Here is a 17,130-nt window from a genome sequence, read left to right on the forward strand (position 1 = left end):
TTAGTTCTACTCGCCAGGATTTGCGATAGGAGCTTCTGGAGAAGCACCTTCATTAGACGTCATTTTATTTTCTCTTAATTTCTTGTACTTACTACCACTAACTTTTAAGATAGATTTCACCTCTGCTTGAGCGATAACTGGGAAAGTTCTGGAGTACAATAAAAAGAGTACAAAGAAGAAACCTATAGTACCAATAAAGATACCTATATCTACAAAAGTTGGGGAAAACATAGTCCAAGAAGATGGAAGGTAGTCCCTGTGCAGTGATGTTACAATAATCACAAAACGCTCAAACCACATTCCTATATTTACTACAATAGAGATCGCAAAGGAGAACATGATACTCGTTCTTAATTTCTTGAACCACATAAACTGCGGTGAAATTACATTACAGGTCATCATGGACCAATAGGCCCACCAATAGGGTCCAGTAGCTCTATTCAAGAAGGCATACTGCTCGTATTCAACACCAGAATACCAAGCCACAAATAACTCTGTGATATAAGCAACACCTACAATAGAACCCGTAATCATGATAACGATGTTCATCAACTCGATGTGTTGTATCGTGATATAGTTTTCAAGACTCACTACTTTTCTCATAATGATAAGCAAGGTGTTTACCATCGCAAATCCAGAAAAAACAGCTCCTGCAACAAAGTATGGAGGAAAAATAGTCGTGTGCCAACCTGGTATTACAGAAGTTGCAAAGTCAAAAGATACAATCGTATGAACCGAAAGTACTAATGGTGTTGCGAGTCCTGCAAGTACAAGAGATACTTCTTCAAAACGTTGCCAGTCTTTTGCGCGACCTGACCAACCGAAAGAAAGAATCCCGTAGATCTTTTTATTAAAAGGAGTAATTGCTCTATCTCTGATCATTGCAAAATCAGGCAATAAACCAGTCCACCAGAATACTAAGGATACCGATAGATAAGTGGAAATTGCAAATACATCCCATAGAAGCGGTGAGTTAAAGTTTACCCACAAAGAACCAAATTGGTTAGGAATAGGAAGTACCCAATAAGCTAACCATGGTCGACCCATGTGAATAATAGGAAATAAACCTGCTTGAATTACAGAGAAAATAGTCATCGCCTCTGCAGAGCGGTTGATCGCCATTCTCCATTTCTGACGGAATAATAATAGTACTGCAGAAATAAGTGTTCCTGCGTGACCTATACCTACCCACCATACGAAGTTAGTAATATCCCAAGCCCAACCAATGGTCTTGTTCAATCCCCAAACACCGATACCGGTTGATATTGTATAAGTAATACATCCTATTCCATAAAGAAAGGCAATGAGAGCGATTGTAAAAACAATCCACCACTGCTTATTTGCTTCACCTTCTACAGGCGCTGCAATGTCTCTTGTTACATCAGAATATGTCTTATCTCCTGTAACGAGAGGTCTTCTTATGGACGCTTCATAATGAGCCATAATGTCTTGATTAGTTTTCCTAGTTAATTATATGTTTCTCACTTTAATCTGATACATCACGTTAGGATCAGTTCCCACTTCTTCTAACAGGTGATACATACGATCTTGTTTTTTTACTTCAAAGATCTCCGATTCCTTATCGTTGATATCACCAAAGGTGATAGCTCCATTAGAACATGCGTTAGAACATGCCGTAGCAAATTCTCCATCTTTGATCATGCGACCATCTTTCTTAGCCTCCAAAATAGTCATTTGAGTCATTTGAATACAAAGAGAACATTTCTCCATAACACCACGACTTCTTACCGTCACATCTGGATTGATCACCATACGACCTAAGTCATTATTCATGTGGTAATCAAATTCATCATTCCCATTGTAAAGGAACCAGTTGAATCGACGTACTTTATAAGGACAGTTGTTAGCACAGTAACGAGTACCTACACAACGGTTGTAAGCCATGTGATTCTGACCTTGACGACCATGAGAAGATGCTGCTACTGGACAAACTGTTTCACAAGGTGCGTGATTACAATGCTGACACATTACCGGCATAAAAGATACTTCTGGATTATCTGCTGGAATCTCCAACTCTCCAAAACCACCTAATGAACCATTGTCTCCAAATAATCCATCAAAACCATCTTTCTTATCTTCATCAGCTTCAAAACTATCAGTAGAAGAATAATACCTATCAATACGCAACCAGTGCATATCACGAGATTTTCTTACTTCTGATTTACCTACAACAGGCACGTTGTTCTCTGCATGACATGCTATAACACAAGCACCACAACCAGTACAGGAATTTAAATCTATAGACATATTAAAGTGATGTCCTACAGATCTATCAAAACTGTCCCAAAGATCAACATCTGGTGAAGTTACTGGGGTTCCAATGTGATTCAAAGAAACTTCAGGCATTGGATTAAAATCATCCTTATTACCCTTTCTATAAGTAGCCAAATCTGTCTCACGAATAATATCGCGACCCATCATGGTATTTTGTAATTGTGTACAAGCAAACTGGTGGTTTCCTCCAGCATCTTTAACAGTAACCGCTTGTACTGCAACGCCCTTCTTATAGAAAGGATATGCATTTATACCGGTCTGCATTTCTTCTTGAATGCCAGCAGTCTGTCCGTAACCTAAGGCAATTCCTATAGTTCCAGCAGCCTGTCCTGGCTGAATAAGTGCAGGAAACTTTCTTTCCACACCATCTAGAGTTACTATTACATGAGTACCATCTAGGGCACCGTTAGCAACATTCTCATTCACAACACCTACCGTCCCGGCATCTGCTTGTGATATAGTAACGTAGTTATCCCAAGTTGTTCTTGTGATAGGATCTGGCAATTCTTGTAACCACGGGTTGTTTGCCATGCTACCGTCACCTAGTCCTGTTTTGGTATATAAAGTAAGTTCGTATCCAGAAGGTTTTTGAGCATTTGCCAAAGCACTTAATGCAGCAGCATTACTAATTTCTTTCACTTCTCCTTCTGTAACCTTAACATCAGAAGCCGTTGTTGTATAAAAACCATCTTGTAACGACTGGTTCCAACTCGCTCCAGCAGAACTGGTCGTTTCTTTTAGGAAATCCTTGTAAGATTGCTCATTACCTGACCACTTTAATAAAGTTTCCTGTAATTGACGTGTCTTAAATATAGTATTTATAGTAGGCTGTGTTAAGAACACATAACCTTTTTTAATTTCTGTATCAGCCCAAGACTCTAAGTAATGAGGAGTAGTTGCTACATAGTCTACTTTAGCAGCTGTTGCGTCCATTGAAGAAGCAAAAGATACGCTAAGAGCTACATTTTCTAAAGCTTTCGCGAAAGCGTCACTATCATTATAACTGTACAAAGGATTTACACCAGCGATAAAGAGAGCACCCACTTTACCAGCGCTCATATCACTCACTAATTGATCTACTGATTTACGATCACCTTGACGAGTCATAATAGGTGAAGCCGTATCAATAATAGAAGAATTCAAAGCTTCATTGATAGCAATAGTTAATTGTTGTGCTGCCTGATCAGGAATACCGCATAAAAGAACTCCATTTTTACCGGCTCTTTTTAAACTTATAGCAGTTTGATCAACAGATTTAGCAACTTTATCAGATAATGAAACATTTGCTCCACCACCAACAACTTTGCTATAAAGAGCAGCAAGAATAAGCTTTTGCTCTGTAGGAGTAACCGGGTAACGCTTATCAGCGTTGGCACCAGAAAGAGTCAAGTTTGCCTCATATTGAATATGATGAGACATCTTACCATTCTTAGGTACACGAGATTTTCCGTAACCTTTATCAAATCCTCCACCTTGCCAGTCGCCTACAAAATCAGCACCTACAGAAACTATAGTCTCCGCATTTGTAAAGTCATAATCTGCAAGAGCTCTATTGCCGTATTTTGCCTCAAATGCATTTAACGCAGCATCTTCACTAACGGTGTCATAAGTAACTACGCGCACATTGCTATAAGTATCCTTTAGCTGAGCGATAATTTTAGACATCGATGGACTTGCATAAGTTTGTGCGAGCACCACTAATTCTTTACCATTCAATTGAGCTAATTGAGCAGCAACTTGTTGATCAAGCTCTTCCCAAGTAGACTCCACTCCTTTAATCATAGGAGTTTTTAAACGGTTGTTATCATATAAAGACAACACAGACGCATGTACACGGGCATTTGCATTACCCCTAAAAGCAGCATCTCTATTGCTTTCTATTTTAATCGGACGACCCTCACGAGTTTTAACCAGTACACTTGCATAATCGTAACCATTTGCAATTGTAGTTGCATAATAGTTAGCCATACCAGGAATAATTTGCTCTGGTTGGTTTACATAAGGTACCGAGTAGATCACTGGACCCTCACATGCTGCCAGCGATGCTGCAGCTGTACTGAATCCAACATACTTTAAGAAATCACGACGTGAAGTATTTGATTCCTCCATCGCCTGATCGTTTCCTAAAAACTCTTCCGTAGGAATATCGCTCGCAAACTCATTCTGCTCAAGATCTTTTACCATCTTGTTACTGTCGTCTAGTTGCGCTGTACTTTTCCAGTATTTTTTAGTAGTAGCCATAAATATCTAAAACTATTATATTAGTAGTGGCATTTACCACATTCAAGTCCCCCTAAATCTGCAATAGTCAGTTGACGACCACCACGAGCTTCAGAAAGTTCTTTATGAATTTTTTCATAATAACCGTTCCCCTGAAGATCTACGTTAGTCTCCCGGTGACAGTTGATACACCATCCCATTGTTAATGGTGAATATTGATACATCACTTCCATTTCTTCCACTGGACCATGACATGTTTGACAGTCAATTTTACCTACTGTTACGTGCTGGGCGTGATTGAAATAAGCAAGATCAGGCAAATTGTGAATACGCACCCATCTCACTGGCTGCTCTTCTCCTACAAAAGCTTGCTCGTCTGTATCCCATCCGGTCGCTGCATATAACTTTTCAATTTCTTTATTGTAGTCTATTCCGTATTCATCCATTCCTTCTTGGTAAGTGGTTTGTGCCACTTCTGCGATAGATTTGTGACAATTCATACATACGTTAAGAGATGGAATTCCAGAATGCTTCGATTCACGAGCACTAGAGTGACAATACTTACATTCAATCTGGCTTGTACCAGCGTGAATTCTGTGAGAATAATGAATAGGTTGAACTGGCGCATAACCTTGATCAACACCCACACTCATTAAAGCTCCATAGCCAAAATAAGCACTACCTAATAATAAAAACACAGCAGTAACAAGAACTAAGAATTGATTTTGAACAAATGCTTTCCATAAAGGAGTGCGCACTTCAGTCTCCACTTCAAATTCTGTCTGAATACCATTTGCCTCAGCAAAACGTCTTAATGTCTTATTTACTACGATAAGAAGAGCAACCAATAACAACAACACTAGAGCTAGCCCTCCTAAAATAAGGTTGTTGGTCACAGAACTATCTCCAGATCCTGCAACCGCAGCTCCATCTGCACCAGCAACGGCAACAACAGGGGCTGGCTTCTCTGTATCTGTATAGGCAAGAATATTATCAATATCTACAGTGGAAAGCTGTGGAAAAGCATTCATGTTGGATTGATTGTACTCGTTGTAGATCGCATTTGCTCTCGCATCTCCACTAGCTATAAATTCTGTAGAGTTTGTGATCCATTTGTACAACCATTCCTTTTCGTACTTCTGAGAAACGCCATATAGAGCAGGTCCAACTTGCTTTTTATACAATTTGTGGCATGAAGCACAATTAGCTTTAAAGAGTTCTTCTCCCTTTGTTGCGTCAGCACCGCTGGCCGCTTCTACAGGTACCGCAGGCTCACCTTCTGAGGTGGTAGCGTCTTGTTGCCCGTATACACTTAAAGAGTTAAGTGTTACGAAAACAAACGCTAGCAAAAACTGCCAAGCGGAAAAATGTAATTTCCTATTTATCATCTTCTTTAATGAATATTACTATAACTTTGGCACAATAATTATGGTATTTTACCCTATCGTAAATGCTCGTGCAAAAATAGGTCATAAAACGTTTATTTTTGCTTCTAATAAACGAAGAAAATAATTTATAATTAGTCTAAATAGGGTTTTTCAAAAAAGCATAAACTCTACAAAACACTCACTATGTCTATAAAAAATGTAACAACGCTCCTCCTAAGTCTAGGCTTGTTCTCCACTGCATTTCAAGGAATTGCACAAGAGTCTCAACCTGTGAACAAGCAAAAAATCGACCAGCTTATTTCTACCAAAATAGCCATGGATCGCTCGGGAGATTTTAAAGACAGGTTTACCATACAATTATTTTACGGAGACCGAGATAAAGCGATCACTACTAAAGAAAACTACGACGCCTTAGATTTGCCATGGAAAGCAGAGTTAAAATGGGAATCTCCTTACCACAAGATATGGGTAGGAACTTACCGCAGCAGATTAGAAGCAGATCGCGCGCTACTGAAAATAAAAGAAGAATATAAAGATGCCTTTATCTTAAAACCCTAATCAATAATAGCTCATAAAAAAAGCGTCTTCATTTTCATGAAGACGCTTTTTATTTATAACAGACTCTTATTACTTTAAGGTCTTTTTTACTTCTACTTCTCTAAAGGATTCCATAATGTCACCTTCTTGCAAGTCGTTGTAATTCTTTATTTGCATACCACATTCATAACCTTTAGCCACTTCTTTAACATCGTCTTTGAAACGTTTAAGAGCTACAAGTTCACCTGTATGGACTACTACACCATCTCTGATAAGTCGTACACCACCGTTTCTAAATATCTTACCATCTGTCACCATACAACCTGCAATAGTTCCGATTTTAGAGATTTTAAAGGTTTGTCTTACTTCAGCATTACCGGTGATCTCTTCTTTAAGCTCTGGAGAAAGCATTCCTTCCATTGCATCTTTAAGATCATTGATCGCGTCATAGATAATAGAGTAAGTACGTATATCAACTTCTTCTCTATCGGCAACAGATCTTGCATTCCCTTGAGGGCGTACATTAAATCCGATTATTATAGCATTAGAAGCAGTTGCGAGTAACACATCCGTTTCTGTAATAGCACCTACACCTTTGTGTATGATATTTACTTGAATTTCTTCGGTAGATAGTTTCTGGAATGAATCTGTTAATGCTTCTACAGAACCATCAACATCACCTTTAAGAATTAAGTTCAATTCTTTAAAGTCTCCTAATGCGATACGTCGACCAATTTCATCAAGGGATAATGTTTTCTGTGTGCGAACAGATTGTTCACGTTGAAGTTGAGTACGTCTAGCAGCAATAGACTTTGCTTCACGTTCATCTTCAAACACATTGAACTTATCACCTGCTTGCGGAGCACCGCCAAGACCTAATACAGATACTGGTGTTGCTGGTCCCGCTTCTAGTACCTCATTTCCACGCTCATCTTGCATTGCCTTGATCTTACCATGTCTAGGACCGGCAAGAAGATAATCTCCTACCCTTAAAGTACCTGATTGAACTAAAACTGTAGATACATATCCACGACCTTTGTCTAAGAATGCTTCCACGACAGTTCCAGTAGCCAGTTTATTAGGATTGGCTTTTAAGTCCAGTAATTCTGCTTCAAGCAACACTTTTTCAAGTAATTCTTTAACACCTGTACCTACCTTAGCAGAAATATCATGGGATTGAATTTTCCCACCCCAGTCTTCTACTAATAAGTTCATCTGAGCAAGACCTTCTTTGATCTTCTCTGGATTAGCACCTATTTTATCAATTTTGTTGATCGCAAAAACTATAGGAACTCCCGCTGCTTGAGCATGCGAAATTGCTTCTTTAGTTTGAGGCATGATATCATCATCTGCCGCAGCGACAATAATAGCAATATCTGTTAGTTGTGCACCACGCGCACGCATCGCCGTAAAGGCTTCGTGACCTGGCGTATCTAGAAATGCTATCTTCTGTCCGCTTTCTAGTTGTACTCCATAAGCACCAATGTGCTGTGTAATACCACCACTTTCGCCAGCGATTACATTTTCTTTTCTGATATAATCTAAAAGGGAAGTTTTACCGTGATCTACGTGACCCATTACAGTTACAATAGGAGCTCGTGTAACTAAATCCTCGTCATTATCTACTACCTCTGCAATGCTTTCTTCAATATCTGCATTTACAAATTCTACTTCAAAACCAAATTCGTCAGCAACGATAGACATCGTTTCTGCATCTAATCTTTGATTTAGTGTTACCATCATTCCTAGAGACATACAAGCACCAATAACTTTGTTAACCGGTACGTCCATCATGATAGACAGGTCACTAACAGTAACAAACTCTGTTACTTGTAAGCTTTTATCTTCTGCTTGTGCTTGCTCTGCAGCATCCACTTTATCACGGTGACTATCTCTCTTATCTCTACGGTAACGTGCTGCCTTAGACTTAGAAGATTTACCCTGAAGTTTTTCAAGAGTCTCTCTTACCTGCTTCTGAATTTCTTCATCAGTAGGCTCTTCTTTAACAATGCTCTTACGAGCAGGTCCACTACTAGAAGGAGCACCACGTCTTGGGCTGCTCGTGCGCTTTCCAGCTACACCTCCACCAGGGGCTCCCGGCTTGGAAATACGTTTACGTTTACCTCTGTTAGTATCTGCCGCTTTTTTCTTAGGCTTTGCAAATTGTGAAAGGTCAATTTTTTCACCAGTAACTTTAAGACCACCAAGTTTTTTATACTCTGTCTTGATTACCTCAGACTCTGGATTCTCAGAAACCTCTTTATCAGCAACTTCTTTTGGAGCAGCTTCTTTCGGAGCGTCTTCTTTTGGAGCAGCTTCTTTTGAAGCGTCTTTACCTGAAGTTTCTTCAGACTTCTTAACTTCTTTGACTGGTTCTACAGTCTTCGGAGTTTCTTTTTCAGTTTTCTTAGGTGCCTCTTCTTTTTTCTTAGCCTGGGGCTTAGATGATTTATTGGCACTGAGATCTATTTTACCTTTAACGGTAGTCCCTAAGGACTTAGGTCTATTAGAAACTTGAGAAGAAACCTGCTCGGTTTCTTTAGGTTGCTCTACTACCGGAGGCTCTACCTCTTTAGGGGTTTTCACTACCTCAGCAGTAGTTTCTTTAACAGGTTCCACAGTCTTCACAGGTTGCTCTGTAGTTTTCTCTGCTTTTTTACCAGCATTGAGATCTACTTTACCTACCTGTTTGGGACCGTCAAGAGAGGCCTTAGCCTTAATAATCTCTTGTCTTTTCTGTTTTTCCTCAAGTTCTTTTTCTCGCTGCGTTCGCAATTCTTCTTGTTCCTTGCGACGTTCAGCACCTACTTCCTTTGAGGCAACTTTTTTGCTTTTATCAGTTTGAAACTCATCAGCAAGTGCTTGATAAACGCTTCCGTCTATTTTTGTGGTAGGGCGAGCCTCTATCTCAATTCCTTTAGAATTAAGATACTCCACAGCACGATCTAAAGAGATGTTAAATTCTCTTAGAACTTTGTTGAGTCTCATGTTTTTTACTTCAGCCATAAAATGGTTCAGGATTGACTTTAATTTCTAATCTAATCTTCAAATTCTGATCTCAGGATTCTAACCACGTCTAATACGGTTTCCTCCTCAAGATCTGTACGTTTTATTAGGTCGGCAACGTCTTGCTCTAGAACACTTCTGGCAGTATCCAGCCCTATCTTACTCAATTCTTCAATAACCCATCCGTCGATTACATCAGTGAACTCTGTTAATTCCACATCTTCTTCACCGCCTTCTCTGATCACGTCTATTTCATAACCAGTTAATTTACCGGCTAATCTAATATTATGACCTCTACGACCTATGGCCTTAGAGACTTCTTCAGGACTTAAGCGAACTTCAGCTTTTTTAGTCTCTTCATTGATAGTGATAGAAGTTATCTTAGCAGGACTCAAAGCTCTCGCTATATACAACTGCATGTTAGTAGTGTAATTAATTACATCAATGTTTTCATTTCCTAATTCACGAACAATACCGTGAATACGGGAACCTTTAACACCTACACAAGCTCCTACAGGATCGATACGATCATCATAACTATCTACAGCTACTTTTGCTTTCTCTCCCGGCTCTCTTACCACTGCTTTTATAGAAATAACTCCGTCAAAAACTTCTGGAATTTCCTGTTCAAACAATTTCTCTAAAAATTTAGGAGATGTTCTTGATAGAATAATGTTAGGCTTGTTACCTCTTAACTCTACGCTTTCAATAATACCTCGTACATTCTCACCTTTTCTAAAGAAATCAGACGGAATCTGTCTGTCTTTAGGCATAATGATCTCGTTACCGTCATCATCTAACAGGATAATGGCTCTGTGTCTTATGTGGTGTACTTCTGCGCTGTAAAGTTCTCCTTCTAATTCTTTAAAATGCTTAAAGATATTGGTATTGTCGTGTTCATGAATTTTAGCAATAAGGTTTTGTCTCAATGCTAAAATAGCACGACGTCCTAATTGTACCAACTTCACTTCTTCTGCAACATCTTCCCCAACCTCGTAATCAGGCTCAATTTTTTGAGCTTCTGTTAGAGATATTTCAGAGTTATCATCTTCTACTTCGTCATCTGCAACAACAACACGGTTACGCCAGATCTCTAAATCACCTTTGTCTGGATTGATAATAATATCAAAGTTGTCATCTTCACCGTACTTTCTTTTCAAAGCGGCTCTAAATACATCTTCTAAGATCGCCATCAACGTGACACGATCTATCATTTTATCATCTTTAAACTCAGAAAAAGACTCGATCAATGCGAGATTTTCCATATTACTTTCTAATTAAATTTTATAACAACTTTCGCTTGCTTAATGTCTTCATACTTTAAAGTCCACTCTTTTTCAACAGTGACTTTACCCTTACCTATAGGCTTAGGCTCTCGAGTTTTCCATGTAATAGTTACACCTTCCTCGTTTGCACCCTTTAAAAGACCGGTTTCCGTTCTTTTTTCTCTGTCTACGATTTGAAGATCTCTACCCACATTTTTAATAAACTGTCGTGGAAAACTCAAAGGAGAGGAAGCACCAGCACTTAACACTTCAATAGAAAAATCATATTCTTCTCTATCTAGATTATGTTCTACTGCTCTAGAGAAAAACATACAGTCTGACAGTTTAACACCGTCATCTCCGTCAATAATGACCTTGATCTCGTTACCAGCACCCATTTTGAAGTCAACCAAAAACAAGTCTGAACGCTCTTCAAACGCCTCTTTTAATAATTTTTCTACTTTCTCTTTCAACATATTTATAAAAAGAGGGGACTTTAGTCCCCTCGTGTTTGTTTAAATACTGCGCAAATATACTATTTTTTTAAGTATTTCCAAAGCCATAAAAAGCAGCTCGCTAAAGTTATATTTTTTTGTATCTTTAAGTAATTCAAAACCAACATTATGAAGAAGATAATTGTACCAACAGACTTTTCAGTTCAGGCAGAAAACGCGTTAAGAGTCGCGGCTGATATTGTACGTGAAAATAATGGAGAATTATTTTTACTACACCAGCTGGATTTGCCCTTGCATCTAGCAAATAACGCAAGCTCTAACCTGCCAGAGGCTTTGTTTTTTATGAAACTTGCAAAAGAAAAGTTTGATAACCTGCTTAAAGAAGATTTTCTTCAAGGAATTACGATTCATGGCGATGTAGAAACTGGTGCAGCTTTTAGTGGTATCATGGACACTGTGAAGCGTCATCGTGCCGACTTGATCGTCATGGGAAGTCATGGAACAGGAGGCATGCGCAATCTGTTTATAGGCTCTAATGCTGAGAAAGTAGTACGCAACTCAGAAGTCCCAGTTCTGGTGGTGAAAGACAGGAAAAAGAAGCTGGATGTAAATGATTTTGTTTTTGCAACAGATTTAGACCCTAATGCTACCAGCGCTTTAAAAGAGGCAGACTTGTTTGCTAAAAAAACAAAATGCAACCTTCACCTTCTTTATGTCAACACCCCATCTAACTTCATGAGCACCCGAGAAGCAGAGGCAAAGGTGGCCGAGTATTTAAAAAATGTCAACGTAGAACCAACAGATTACGTCATATACAACGACACTTCTGTGGAAGAAGGGGTGTTTAACTACACTAATGACGTTAAAGGTGACATTATAGGGATGGCAAATCACGGGCGTAAAGGCTTGTCTCATTTTTTTAACGGCAGCGTTAGTGAAGACGTGGTCAACCACTCCAGCCTGCCTGTAATTACCTTTAGGATCAAGTAACTTTAAATAACCTCGCTTTCGCGAAAGCGGGGTCCAACAAAGGTGTGCTGTTAATTAAAAACGTTTAAATAAAATAGCAATCAACTAGTTAAGAGAATAATTGATGCTGTTATAAGGTGAGAAATAGTCAGATCAATTACAGTAAAGTAATGTTTAGAGAAGCGTCAGACAAATCAGCTTCTTCGCCATCTGAGAAAGTGTACAGTCTGAGCAAATCTCCTTCATTAAAATAAGCAATTCTGACATACAACATGGTCCATCTCTGGGTACCACCACCGGTATTGGTCTGCCAAATACCATCTGGAACATCTGCATTTACCGTACCTACTGCTTGAAAAACATTACGGGAGCTACTAAAGTCAACCAATCTTATACTGGACTTTATTATATAAGTTCCACTTACAGGAACGGTATACGTGTTGTTGGTCGCACTCCATATTCCACCACCCACATTGCTAGTGACAGTGGGTAATGGGACCGTATTGAAACCATTCCTTGTAATTGTGGCATTGGTATCACCTCCAACTCCATTTCCTAAAGAAGCTGTAAAAATAACTGATGACCTAGCTATCTTCTGCCAAAGGACCCCATCAAAAAAATAATAGCCCTTGGTGGTAATATTAACCGTCTTTCCTGCAGGTGCTCCAATAACTGCTTCAGTTGCATATACCATAGCACCGGTTTGTGCCGCTGTATATCTGGCATCCTTACCTTTTATTTGGTCACCTGTTAATCGTGGAGCCATAATACCTTCGGCAGTAGAGCCATCGATTGCTATGGCAGTAATGTCTAAGGTAGTTTGTGGAGTATTAGTATTTACGCCTACTTGGGAAAAAGCTGCTGTTACAGCCATAATGACAAAACTGAATATTACTAATTTTTTTAACATATACAAAGGGGATTATAGAACTTGTGTATAAAGATTCACGCTGTAAATCTAAGCTATTTAATGAGATAAAAGTTTTATAATAATAAAGCTACTAGACAATTAAGGCGATCCAATCTATGAGCCCCCTATGTTAGTATACCTTAATAAATGAAGGTATAAAAGTAGCATGTTGCCTTAGACGGGTAAGTTAAAACAATAGGAAAGACGTGGAACTAAGCAAACACAAGAGGGACAGAAACTCTTGTGCACATCGAGTTGGAAATTCCTGTGGAATTTCCAAAGTAGGGGAAAACAAGCAATTACTTTAACATTCCTATGTCTAGTGAAACTCAGATCTACCTATTAATATCTATAAATTTTAAAATTGGAAATAAATAAACTGCTCACCACTGCCTTTTGCTATAACTATCAGGAAAATCATTACGGCCCAAAACACACCTAAAACCCAAGGTGATGTTTTTTGAGATAATTCTTTCATGGAGCTATTCCGCATCAACCAATGACACAAAAACAAGAAACCAACAACAGTACAAACTTTTATAATACTAAAAGTATCTAGTATATTTTCTCCATTGGTTTGCATATAAAACATAGATTTTATCATATTCCAAGCAGTATCAAAGGATCTCGCTCTAAAAAACACCCAAGTAATATTTACACAGGTAAAGGTTATAAATGCTAAAACGATACCATTCCATTTGGTTATTTTAAAGGGCAGGTAATGTTTTTGTACCCTTTCAAGAATCAGATAGGTGCCATGCAGCCCCCCCCAAACCATAAAAGTCCATGCGGCTCCATGCCAAAGACCTCCTAAAAGCATGGTTAACATAAGCGCAACATACATTTGGGTAATACCATTTCTATTGCCACCTAATGGGATGTATAAATAATCTTTCAACCAACTCGATAATGTAATATGCCATCTTTTCCATAAATCTGAAAAACCTAACGAAGCGTATGGATACTTAAAGTTATCTGGCAAAACAAAGCCGAGCATTAAAGCAATACCTATAGCACAAGTAGAATAGCCTGCAAAATCAAAAAATATTTGACCGGAAAAGGCTAATGTACCCGTCCAAGCATCTACACCGTTTAATAATTTAGAAGAACCAAAAACATCATCAGCTGTATCTGAAAGTAAGGTGTCTGCTAACACCACTTTCTGAAAAACACCAATAGTCAGTAAAAAGAGTCCCCACACAAATTGATTAAAAGTGGCTCTTTTTTCTTCATAAAATTGTGTGATTAAATCTTGAGCTCTTACAATAGGTCCTGCTACAAGTTGTGGGAAAAAGGTAACATAAAGTGCAAAATCTAAAAACGTTTTGGCGGGTTGGATTTTACGTTTATACAAATCTATGGTGTAAGACATGGTTTGAAAGGTGTAAAATGAAATACCCATAGGTAAAATAATATCCATAGGTCTGGCTACAAACTCAATACCAAAGGTGTTTAACAGACTTACAAAAGATTCCAAAAGAAAATCACCATATTTAAAAAAGGCTAAAAATCCTAAATTAACAAACATGCTGAGCAGTAGCCAAAACTTTCTCTTTCGAGGGTTCTCTTCTGTGGTTAACTGTTTTCCAGCCGTCCAATCTACGAGTGTAGAAATCCAAAGTAAAATAACTAATGGCGGATTCCACAAGCCATAAAAAATATAACTTGCCAAAAGCAACATTCTTTTTTTATTAGACCAATTGAATATTTTTGAATAGTATAAGGTTAATACAATTACGAAAAACACGACAAAACTTAGGGAATTAAATAACATGTTTAGTTGGTTTTTAGGTTAGTAATGGTATTGTCTTTTAGCATTATTTTTGCCAATTCAGTGGTAAATAATTTGGCATCTTTAACCGATAAATGCGACCATTCTGGGCATTGCATGTGCTTAAATTGCTCGTAATCTTCAAAGTGATATGATTTTACCTTGGTTTGTGAAACCAAATCGTCCCAAAAATCTTTTTTTGGTAAAGCAAAGTTCTCTCCAGCTCTTACGCCGCCCGAAGATGGGCAACGAATTAAAATGATTTTTCCGCCTCTTGCTTTAAATTTTTCAGCATCTTTTAGAAAAAATGCCATTGTAGCTGCTTTATCCGGTGGTGGAGCAGATTGTCCCAGATGTTTCCAAACATTCATTATGCTATTTGCAAACGCAGTATCTGTGACTGTTCTTTCCATCATTTTTAAATTTCTATCCAATGTTGTTATTTGGCCAAATTCATAAAAAGGTGGCATTGGGCTAGGTGGAATTCGGGCGCCAATTTTAATCGTTTTTAATAAGGCTTTCAGATCTATATTACCGTCTAAATCTTGTTCTCCAGAGGACAATAAGGCAAAGCTTTGTTGCAAGGGAAGCGATAACTGATGATTAAATCGTTGTGCATAAGTTCTGTCTTTGTAATAATCCACTCTAGATTGTGGCCATGCCCAAGGTTCTGCATCAGGAAATGTGGTTGAAAAGAATAAACCAGGAGTTACGCCAACAATTAGAGTGCCGGCATAATCTGTATTTTCAACAATATCATGAAAAACAGGTAAGGGAGAACTTCCCACATTTGCTAATTGAATCGGGCGTTTTCCCGTTTCATTTTCCCATTGATCTAATTGAATATCAAAAAGTGTTCTTGATGAACCAATTAGGACTGTATTTTCTGGAGATAAATTGGTAAGTCTATGGCGTTGCACAGACCAAAGTGCTTTGTTATCGTCTATATTTGGCTCATAACCTTCTGATCGCCAAAATAGTTCCAATGTTGTAACAGCAACAACAGTTAATAGAAGCGCAACTATTAATGATTTTTTTAGATTCATAATGTTTTGTTTTAAGGCTATAAGAGCGCATGTTTACAAATTCTCAATTTATTATTGAAATATTTAAGTGTTTTGAAATGAGATATATCCATTAAGTGCTTTACCTGTGTAGAGATCACACCAGCTGCTTCCATCGTATTTTCTAAATCATCAGAAGAAGTGAATGCTTTGGCAGTTTGATGATTTTCTGTTTTTCCCCCAACGAATAATAGGCTAGGATTATTAATATTACGAAGGATACCTATCATACTGTCGGCCTTATTGGCAGTGTGCTCTAAATAAGCTTTGTGTCCAATATTGAAGTCTACTACTTCGTGAATTACATGCATTGTTGTTTGCTTTGTGTTTTCAATTATTTATGTTCTTATATGGTAATAATTAAAGGCCACAAAGATGCACAAGCAGATTCGATTTTTCATTGATCTGAGATAAAAAGTACTATAAAAATGTTGATCTATGGTAAGAAATTATTTTTTGATTGCAGCTTTTTGCGCAAGCGGCTAAAAGATTCATGGGTTATCCCTAAATAAGAAGCTAATGAATAGTAGGGAACTCTAAGTTCAATACCAGGATAGCGTTTAAGCATATTTGCATAACTCATTTTTGCTGTAGTATCCAGGTCTAATACTTTACAAACTTTAGCATCATGGTGCCTCATATGTTTAAGAAGTATGAATTCTTTATGATCAACAAAGTTTATATAAATATGATTGAAGTTTTCGGATTAGTATAAGCGGTCGTTTTAATGCCGCTTATACATTGTTGTATGCCGTTTTTTTATTTTTCAATTTCCTCAAGAACGAATTCAGATTTTTTGCCATAAAGCGTTGTAGTCAGATGCAATTGCTTACCGACTAATTCATAGTCCAGTACCCAATTCACACTGTCTTTTAGTAACACATTTATTTTTCCACCCGATGGTTTTAATTCGTAAGTTCCATTCATTCTCAATTCCGAATCAATTCTTTGCGTATAAATTCCGCTCTCATTGAATTCCATTACATTATTGTCGTAGGTCTTTTTCGCATCTTTTATGAAATTTTCTAATTCTAATGAATCGGTGAATATCTCTTTAAAATGCTTTGAAATTGAAACAGAATCGGTCTGAGTATTCAGATAAAAGTCTCGACTATCAACTGAAATAATTTTCCATTCTCCAACTACATTCGTACGTTCATTTTGAGCGCAAGAAACAGTCAGATTAATTAAAAAGAGTAACGTCAATATTCTATTCATAGGTTTGAGTTCAAATGACACACAAGTGGTTA

At 37.9% G+C, this 17,130-nt stretch carries 13 protein-coding genes; 2 read left to right on the plus strand and 11 right to left on the minus strand.

All coding sequences use genetic code 11. From position 1 onward, the window contains the following. Positions 1-6: 6 nt before the first annotated feature. The 3 genes from nrfD to CW736_RS03045 are packed head-to-tail and all read right to left on the minus strand — an operon-like array spanning position 7 to position 5,903. Complete coding sequence (gene nrfD / locus CW736_RS03035; RefSeq protein ID WP_101012506.1) at positions 7-1,443, minus strand: NrfD/PsrC family molybdoenzyme membrane anchor subunit; 1,437 nt, start codon at positions 1,441-1,443, stop codon at positions 7-9. Between the two features lie 27 nt (positions 1,444-1,470). Further along, a complete protein-coding gene (locus CW736_RS03040) occupies positions 1,471-4,536 on the minus strand; it encodes a TAT-variant-translocated molybdopterin oxidoreductase (protein ID WP_101012507.1) in 3,066 nt (1,021 codons plus the stop codon). A 20-nt stretch (positions 4,537-4,556) separates the two neighbouring features. Then, positions 4,557-5,903 carry a c-type cytochrome gene (locus CW736_RS03045; RefSeq protein WP_101012508.1) on the minus strand — a complete coding sequence of 449 codons (1,347 nt, stop codon included), beginning with the start codon at positions 5,901-5,903 and terminating at the stop codon, positions 4,557-4,559. Positions 5,904-6,086: 183 nt separating this feature from the next. Here CW736_RS03045 and CW736_RS03050 point away from each other — a divergent pair, with 183 nt between their 5' ends. After that, positions 6,087-6,461 (plus strand): translation initiation factor IF-2, encoded by a 375-nt coding sequence (locus CW736_RS03050; protein WP_101012509.1) that lies wholly within the window; start codon positions 6,087-6,089, stop codon positions 6,459-6,461. A gap of 69 nt (positions 6,462-6,530) precedes the next feature. Here CW736_RS03050 and infB read toward each other — a convergent pair whose 3' ends face one another. The 3 genes from infB to rimP are packed head-to-tail and all read right to left on the minus strand — an operon-like array spanning position 6,531 to position 11,187. Then, positions 6,531-9,446 (minus strand): translation initiation factor IF-2, encoded by a 2,916-nt coding sequence (gene infB, locus CW736_RS03055; RefSeq protein WP_101012510.1) that lies wholly within the window; start codon positions 9,444-9,446, stop codon positions 6,531-6,533. A 32-nt stretch (positions 9,447-9,478) separates the two neighbouring features. Further along, entirely contained in the window at positions 9,479-10,711 is a 1,233-nt protein-coding gene (nusA, locus tag CW736_RS03060; RefSeq protein WP_101012511.1) for a transcription termination factor NusA, read from the minus strand. A gap of 8 nt (positions 10,712-10,719) precedes the next feature. Beyond that, positions 10,720-11,187 (minus strand): ribosome assembly cofactor RimP, encoded by a 468-nt coding sequence (gene rimP, locus CW736_RS03065; RefSeq protein WP_101012512.1) that lies wholly within the window; start codon positions 11,185-11,187, stop codon positions 10,720-10,722. A 147-nt stretch (positions 11,188-11,334) separates the two neighbouring features. Between rimP and CW736_RS03070 the strand changes: the two genes are divergently transcribed. Beyond that, a complete protein-coding gene (locus tag CW736_RS03070; RefSeq protein WP_101012513.1) occupies positions 11,335-12,156 on the plus strand; it encodes a universal stress protein in 822 nt (273 codons plus the stop codon). Positions 12,157-12,292: 136 nt separating this feature from the next. Here the strand turns inward: CW736_RS03070 and CW736_RS03075 are convergent, their stop codons facing one another. The 5 genes from CW736_RS03075 to CW736_RS03100 all read right to left on the minus strand — a co-directional run bounded on the left by CW736_RS03075 (position 12,293) and on the right by CW736_RS03100 (position 17,098). Then, positions 12,293-13,045 (minus strand): hypothetical protein, encoded by a 753-nt coding sequence (locus CW736_RS03075; RefSeq protein ID WP_101012514.1) that lies wholly within the window; start codon positions 13,043-13,045, stop codon positions 12,293-12,295. 358 nt (positions 13,046-13,403) lie between these two features. Beyond that, a complete protein-coding gene (locus CW736_RS03080; protein WP_232735406.1) occupies positions 13,404-14,726 on the minus strand; it encodes an MBOAT family O-acyltransferase in 1,323 nt (440 codons plus the stop codon). 95 nt (positions 14,727-14,821) lie between these two features. After that, complete coding sequence (locus CW736_RS03085) at positions 14,822-15,862, minus strand: hypothetical protein (protein WP_101012516.1); 1,041 nt, start codon at positions 15,860-15,862, stop codon at positions 14,822-14,824. A gap of 17 nt (positions 15,863-15,879) precedes the next feature. Continuing rightward, complete coding sequence (locus CW736_RS03090) at positions 15,880-16,191, minus strand: hypothetical protein (RefSeq protein WP_101012517.1); 312 nt, start codon at positions 16,189-16,191, stop codon at positions 15,880-15,882. 448 nt (positions 16,192-16,639) lie between these two features. After that, positions 16,640-17,098: a hypothetical protein gene (locus CW736_RS03100; protein WP_101012519.1), complete on the minus strand. Its 459-nt coding sequence runs from the start codon at positions 17,096-17,098 to the stop codon at positions 16,640-16,642. Positions 17,099-17,130: the final 32 nt, after the last annotated feature.

The sequence above is a fragment of the Nonlabens sp. MB-3u-79 genome, assembly GCF_002831625.1.
GTDB lineage: Bacteria > Bacteroidota > Bacteroidia > Flavobacteriales > Flavobacteriaceae > Nonlabens.

Bases quoted from the DNA above. Each gene is read 5' to 3' on its own strand.
- CW736_RS03070 (WP_101012513.1), top strand. From the start codon at position 11,335: ATGAAGAAGATAATTGTACCAACAGACTTTTCAGTTCAGGCAGAAAAC.
- CW736_RS03080 (WP_232735406.1), bottom strand. From the start codon at position 14,726: ATGTTGCTTTTGGCAAGTTATATTTTTTATGGCTTGTGGAATCCGCCA.
- CW736_RS03075 (WP_101012514.1), bottom strand. From the start codon at position 13,045: ATGTTAAAAAAATTAGTAATATTCAGTTTTGTCATTATGGCTGTAACA.
- CW736_RS03100 (WP_101012519.1), bottom strand. From the start codon at position 17,098: ATGAATAGAATATTGACGTTACTCTTTTTAATTAATCTGACTGTTTCT.
- CW736_RS03040 (WP_101012507.1), bottom strand. From the start codon at position 4,536: ATGGCTACTACTAAAAAATACTGGAAAAGTACAGCGCAACTAGACGAC.
- CW736_RS03085 (WP_101012516.1), bottom strand. From the start codon at position 15,862: ATGAATCTAAAAAAATCATTAATAGTTGCGCTTCTATTAACTGTTGTT.
- nrfD (WP_101012506.1), bottom strand. From the start codon at position 1,443: ATGGCTCATTATGAAGCGTCCATAAGAAGACCTCTCGTTACAGGAGAT.
- nusA (WP_101012511.1), bottom strand. From the start codon at position 10,711: ATGGAAAATCTCGCATTGATCGAGTCTTTTTCTGAGTTTAAAGATGAT.
- infB (WP_101012510.1), bottom strand. From the start codon at position 9,446: ATGGCTGAAGTAAAAAACATGAGACTCAACAAAGTTCTAAGAGAATTT.
- rimP (WP_101012512.1), bottom strand. From the start codon at position 11,187: ATGTTGAAAGAGAAAGTAGAAAAATTATTAAAAGAGGCGTTTGAAGAG.
- CW736_RS03090 (WP_101012517.1), bottom strand. From the start codon at position 16,191: ATGCATGTAATTCACGAAGTAGTAGACTTCAATATTGGACACAAAGCT.
- CW736_RS03045 (WP_101012508.1), bottom strand. From the start codon at position 5,903: ATGATAAATAGGAAATTACATTTTTCCGCTTGGCAGTTTTTGCTAGCG.
- CW736_RS03050 (WP_101012509.1), top strand. From the start codon at position 6,087: ATGTCTATAAAAAATGTAACAACGCTCCTCCTAAGTCTAGGCTTGTTC.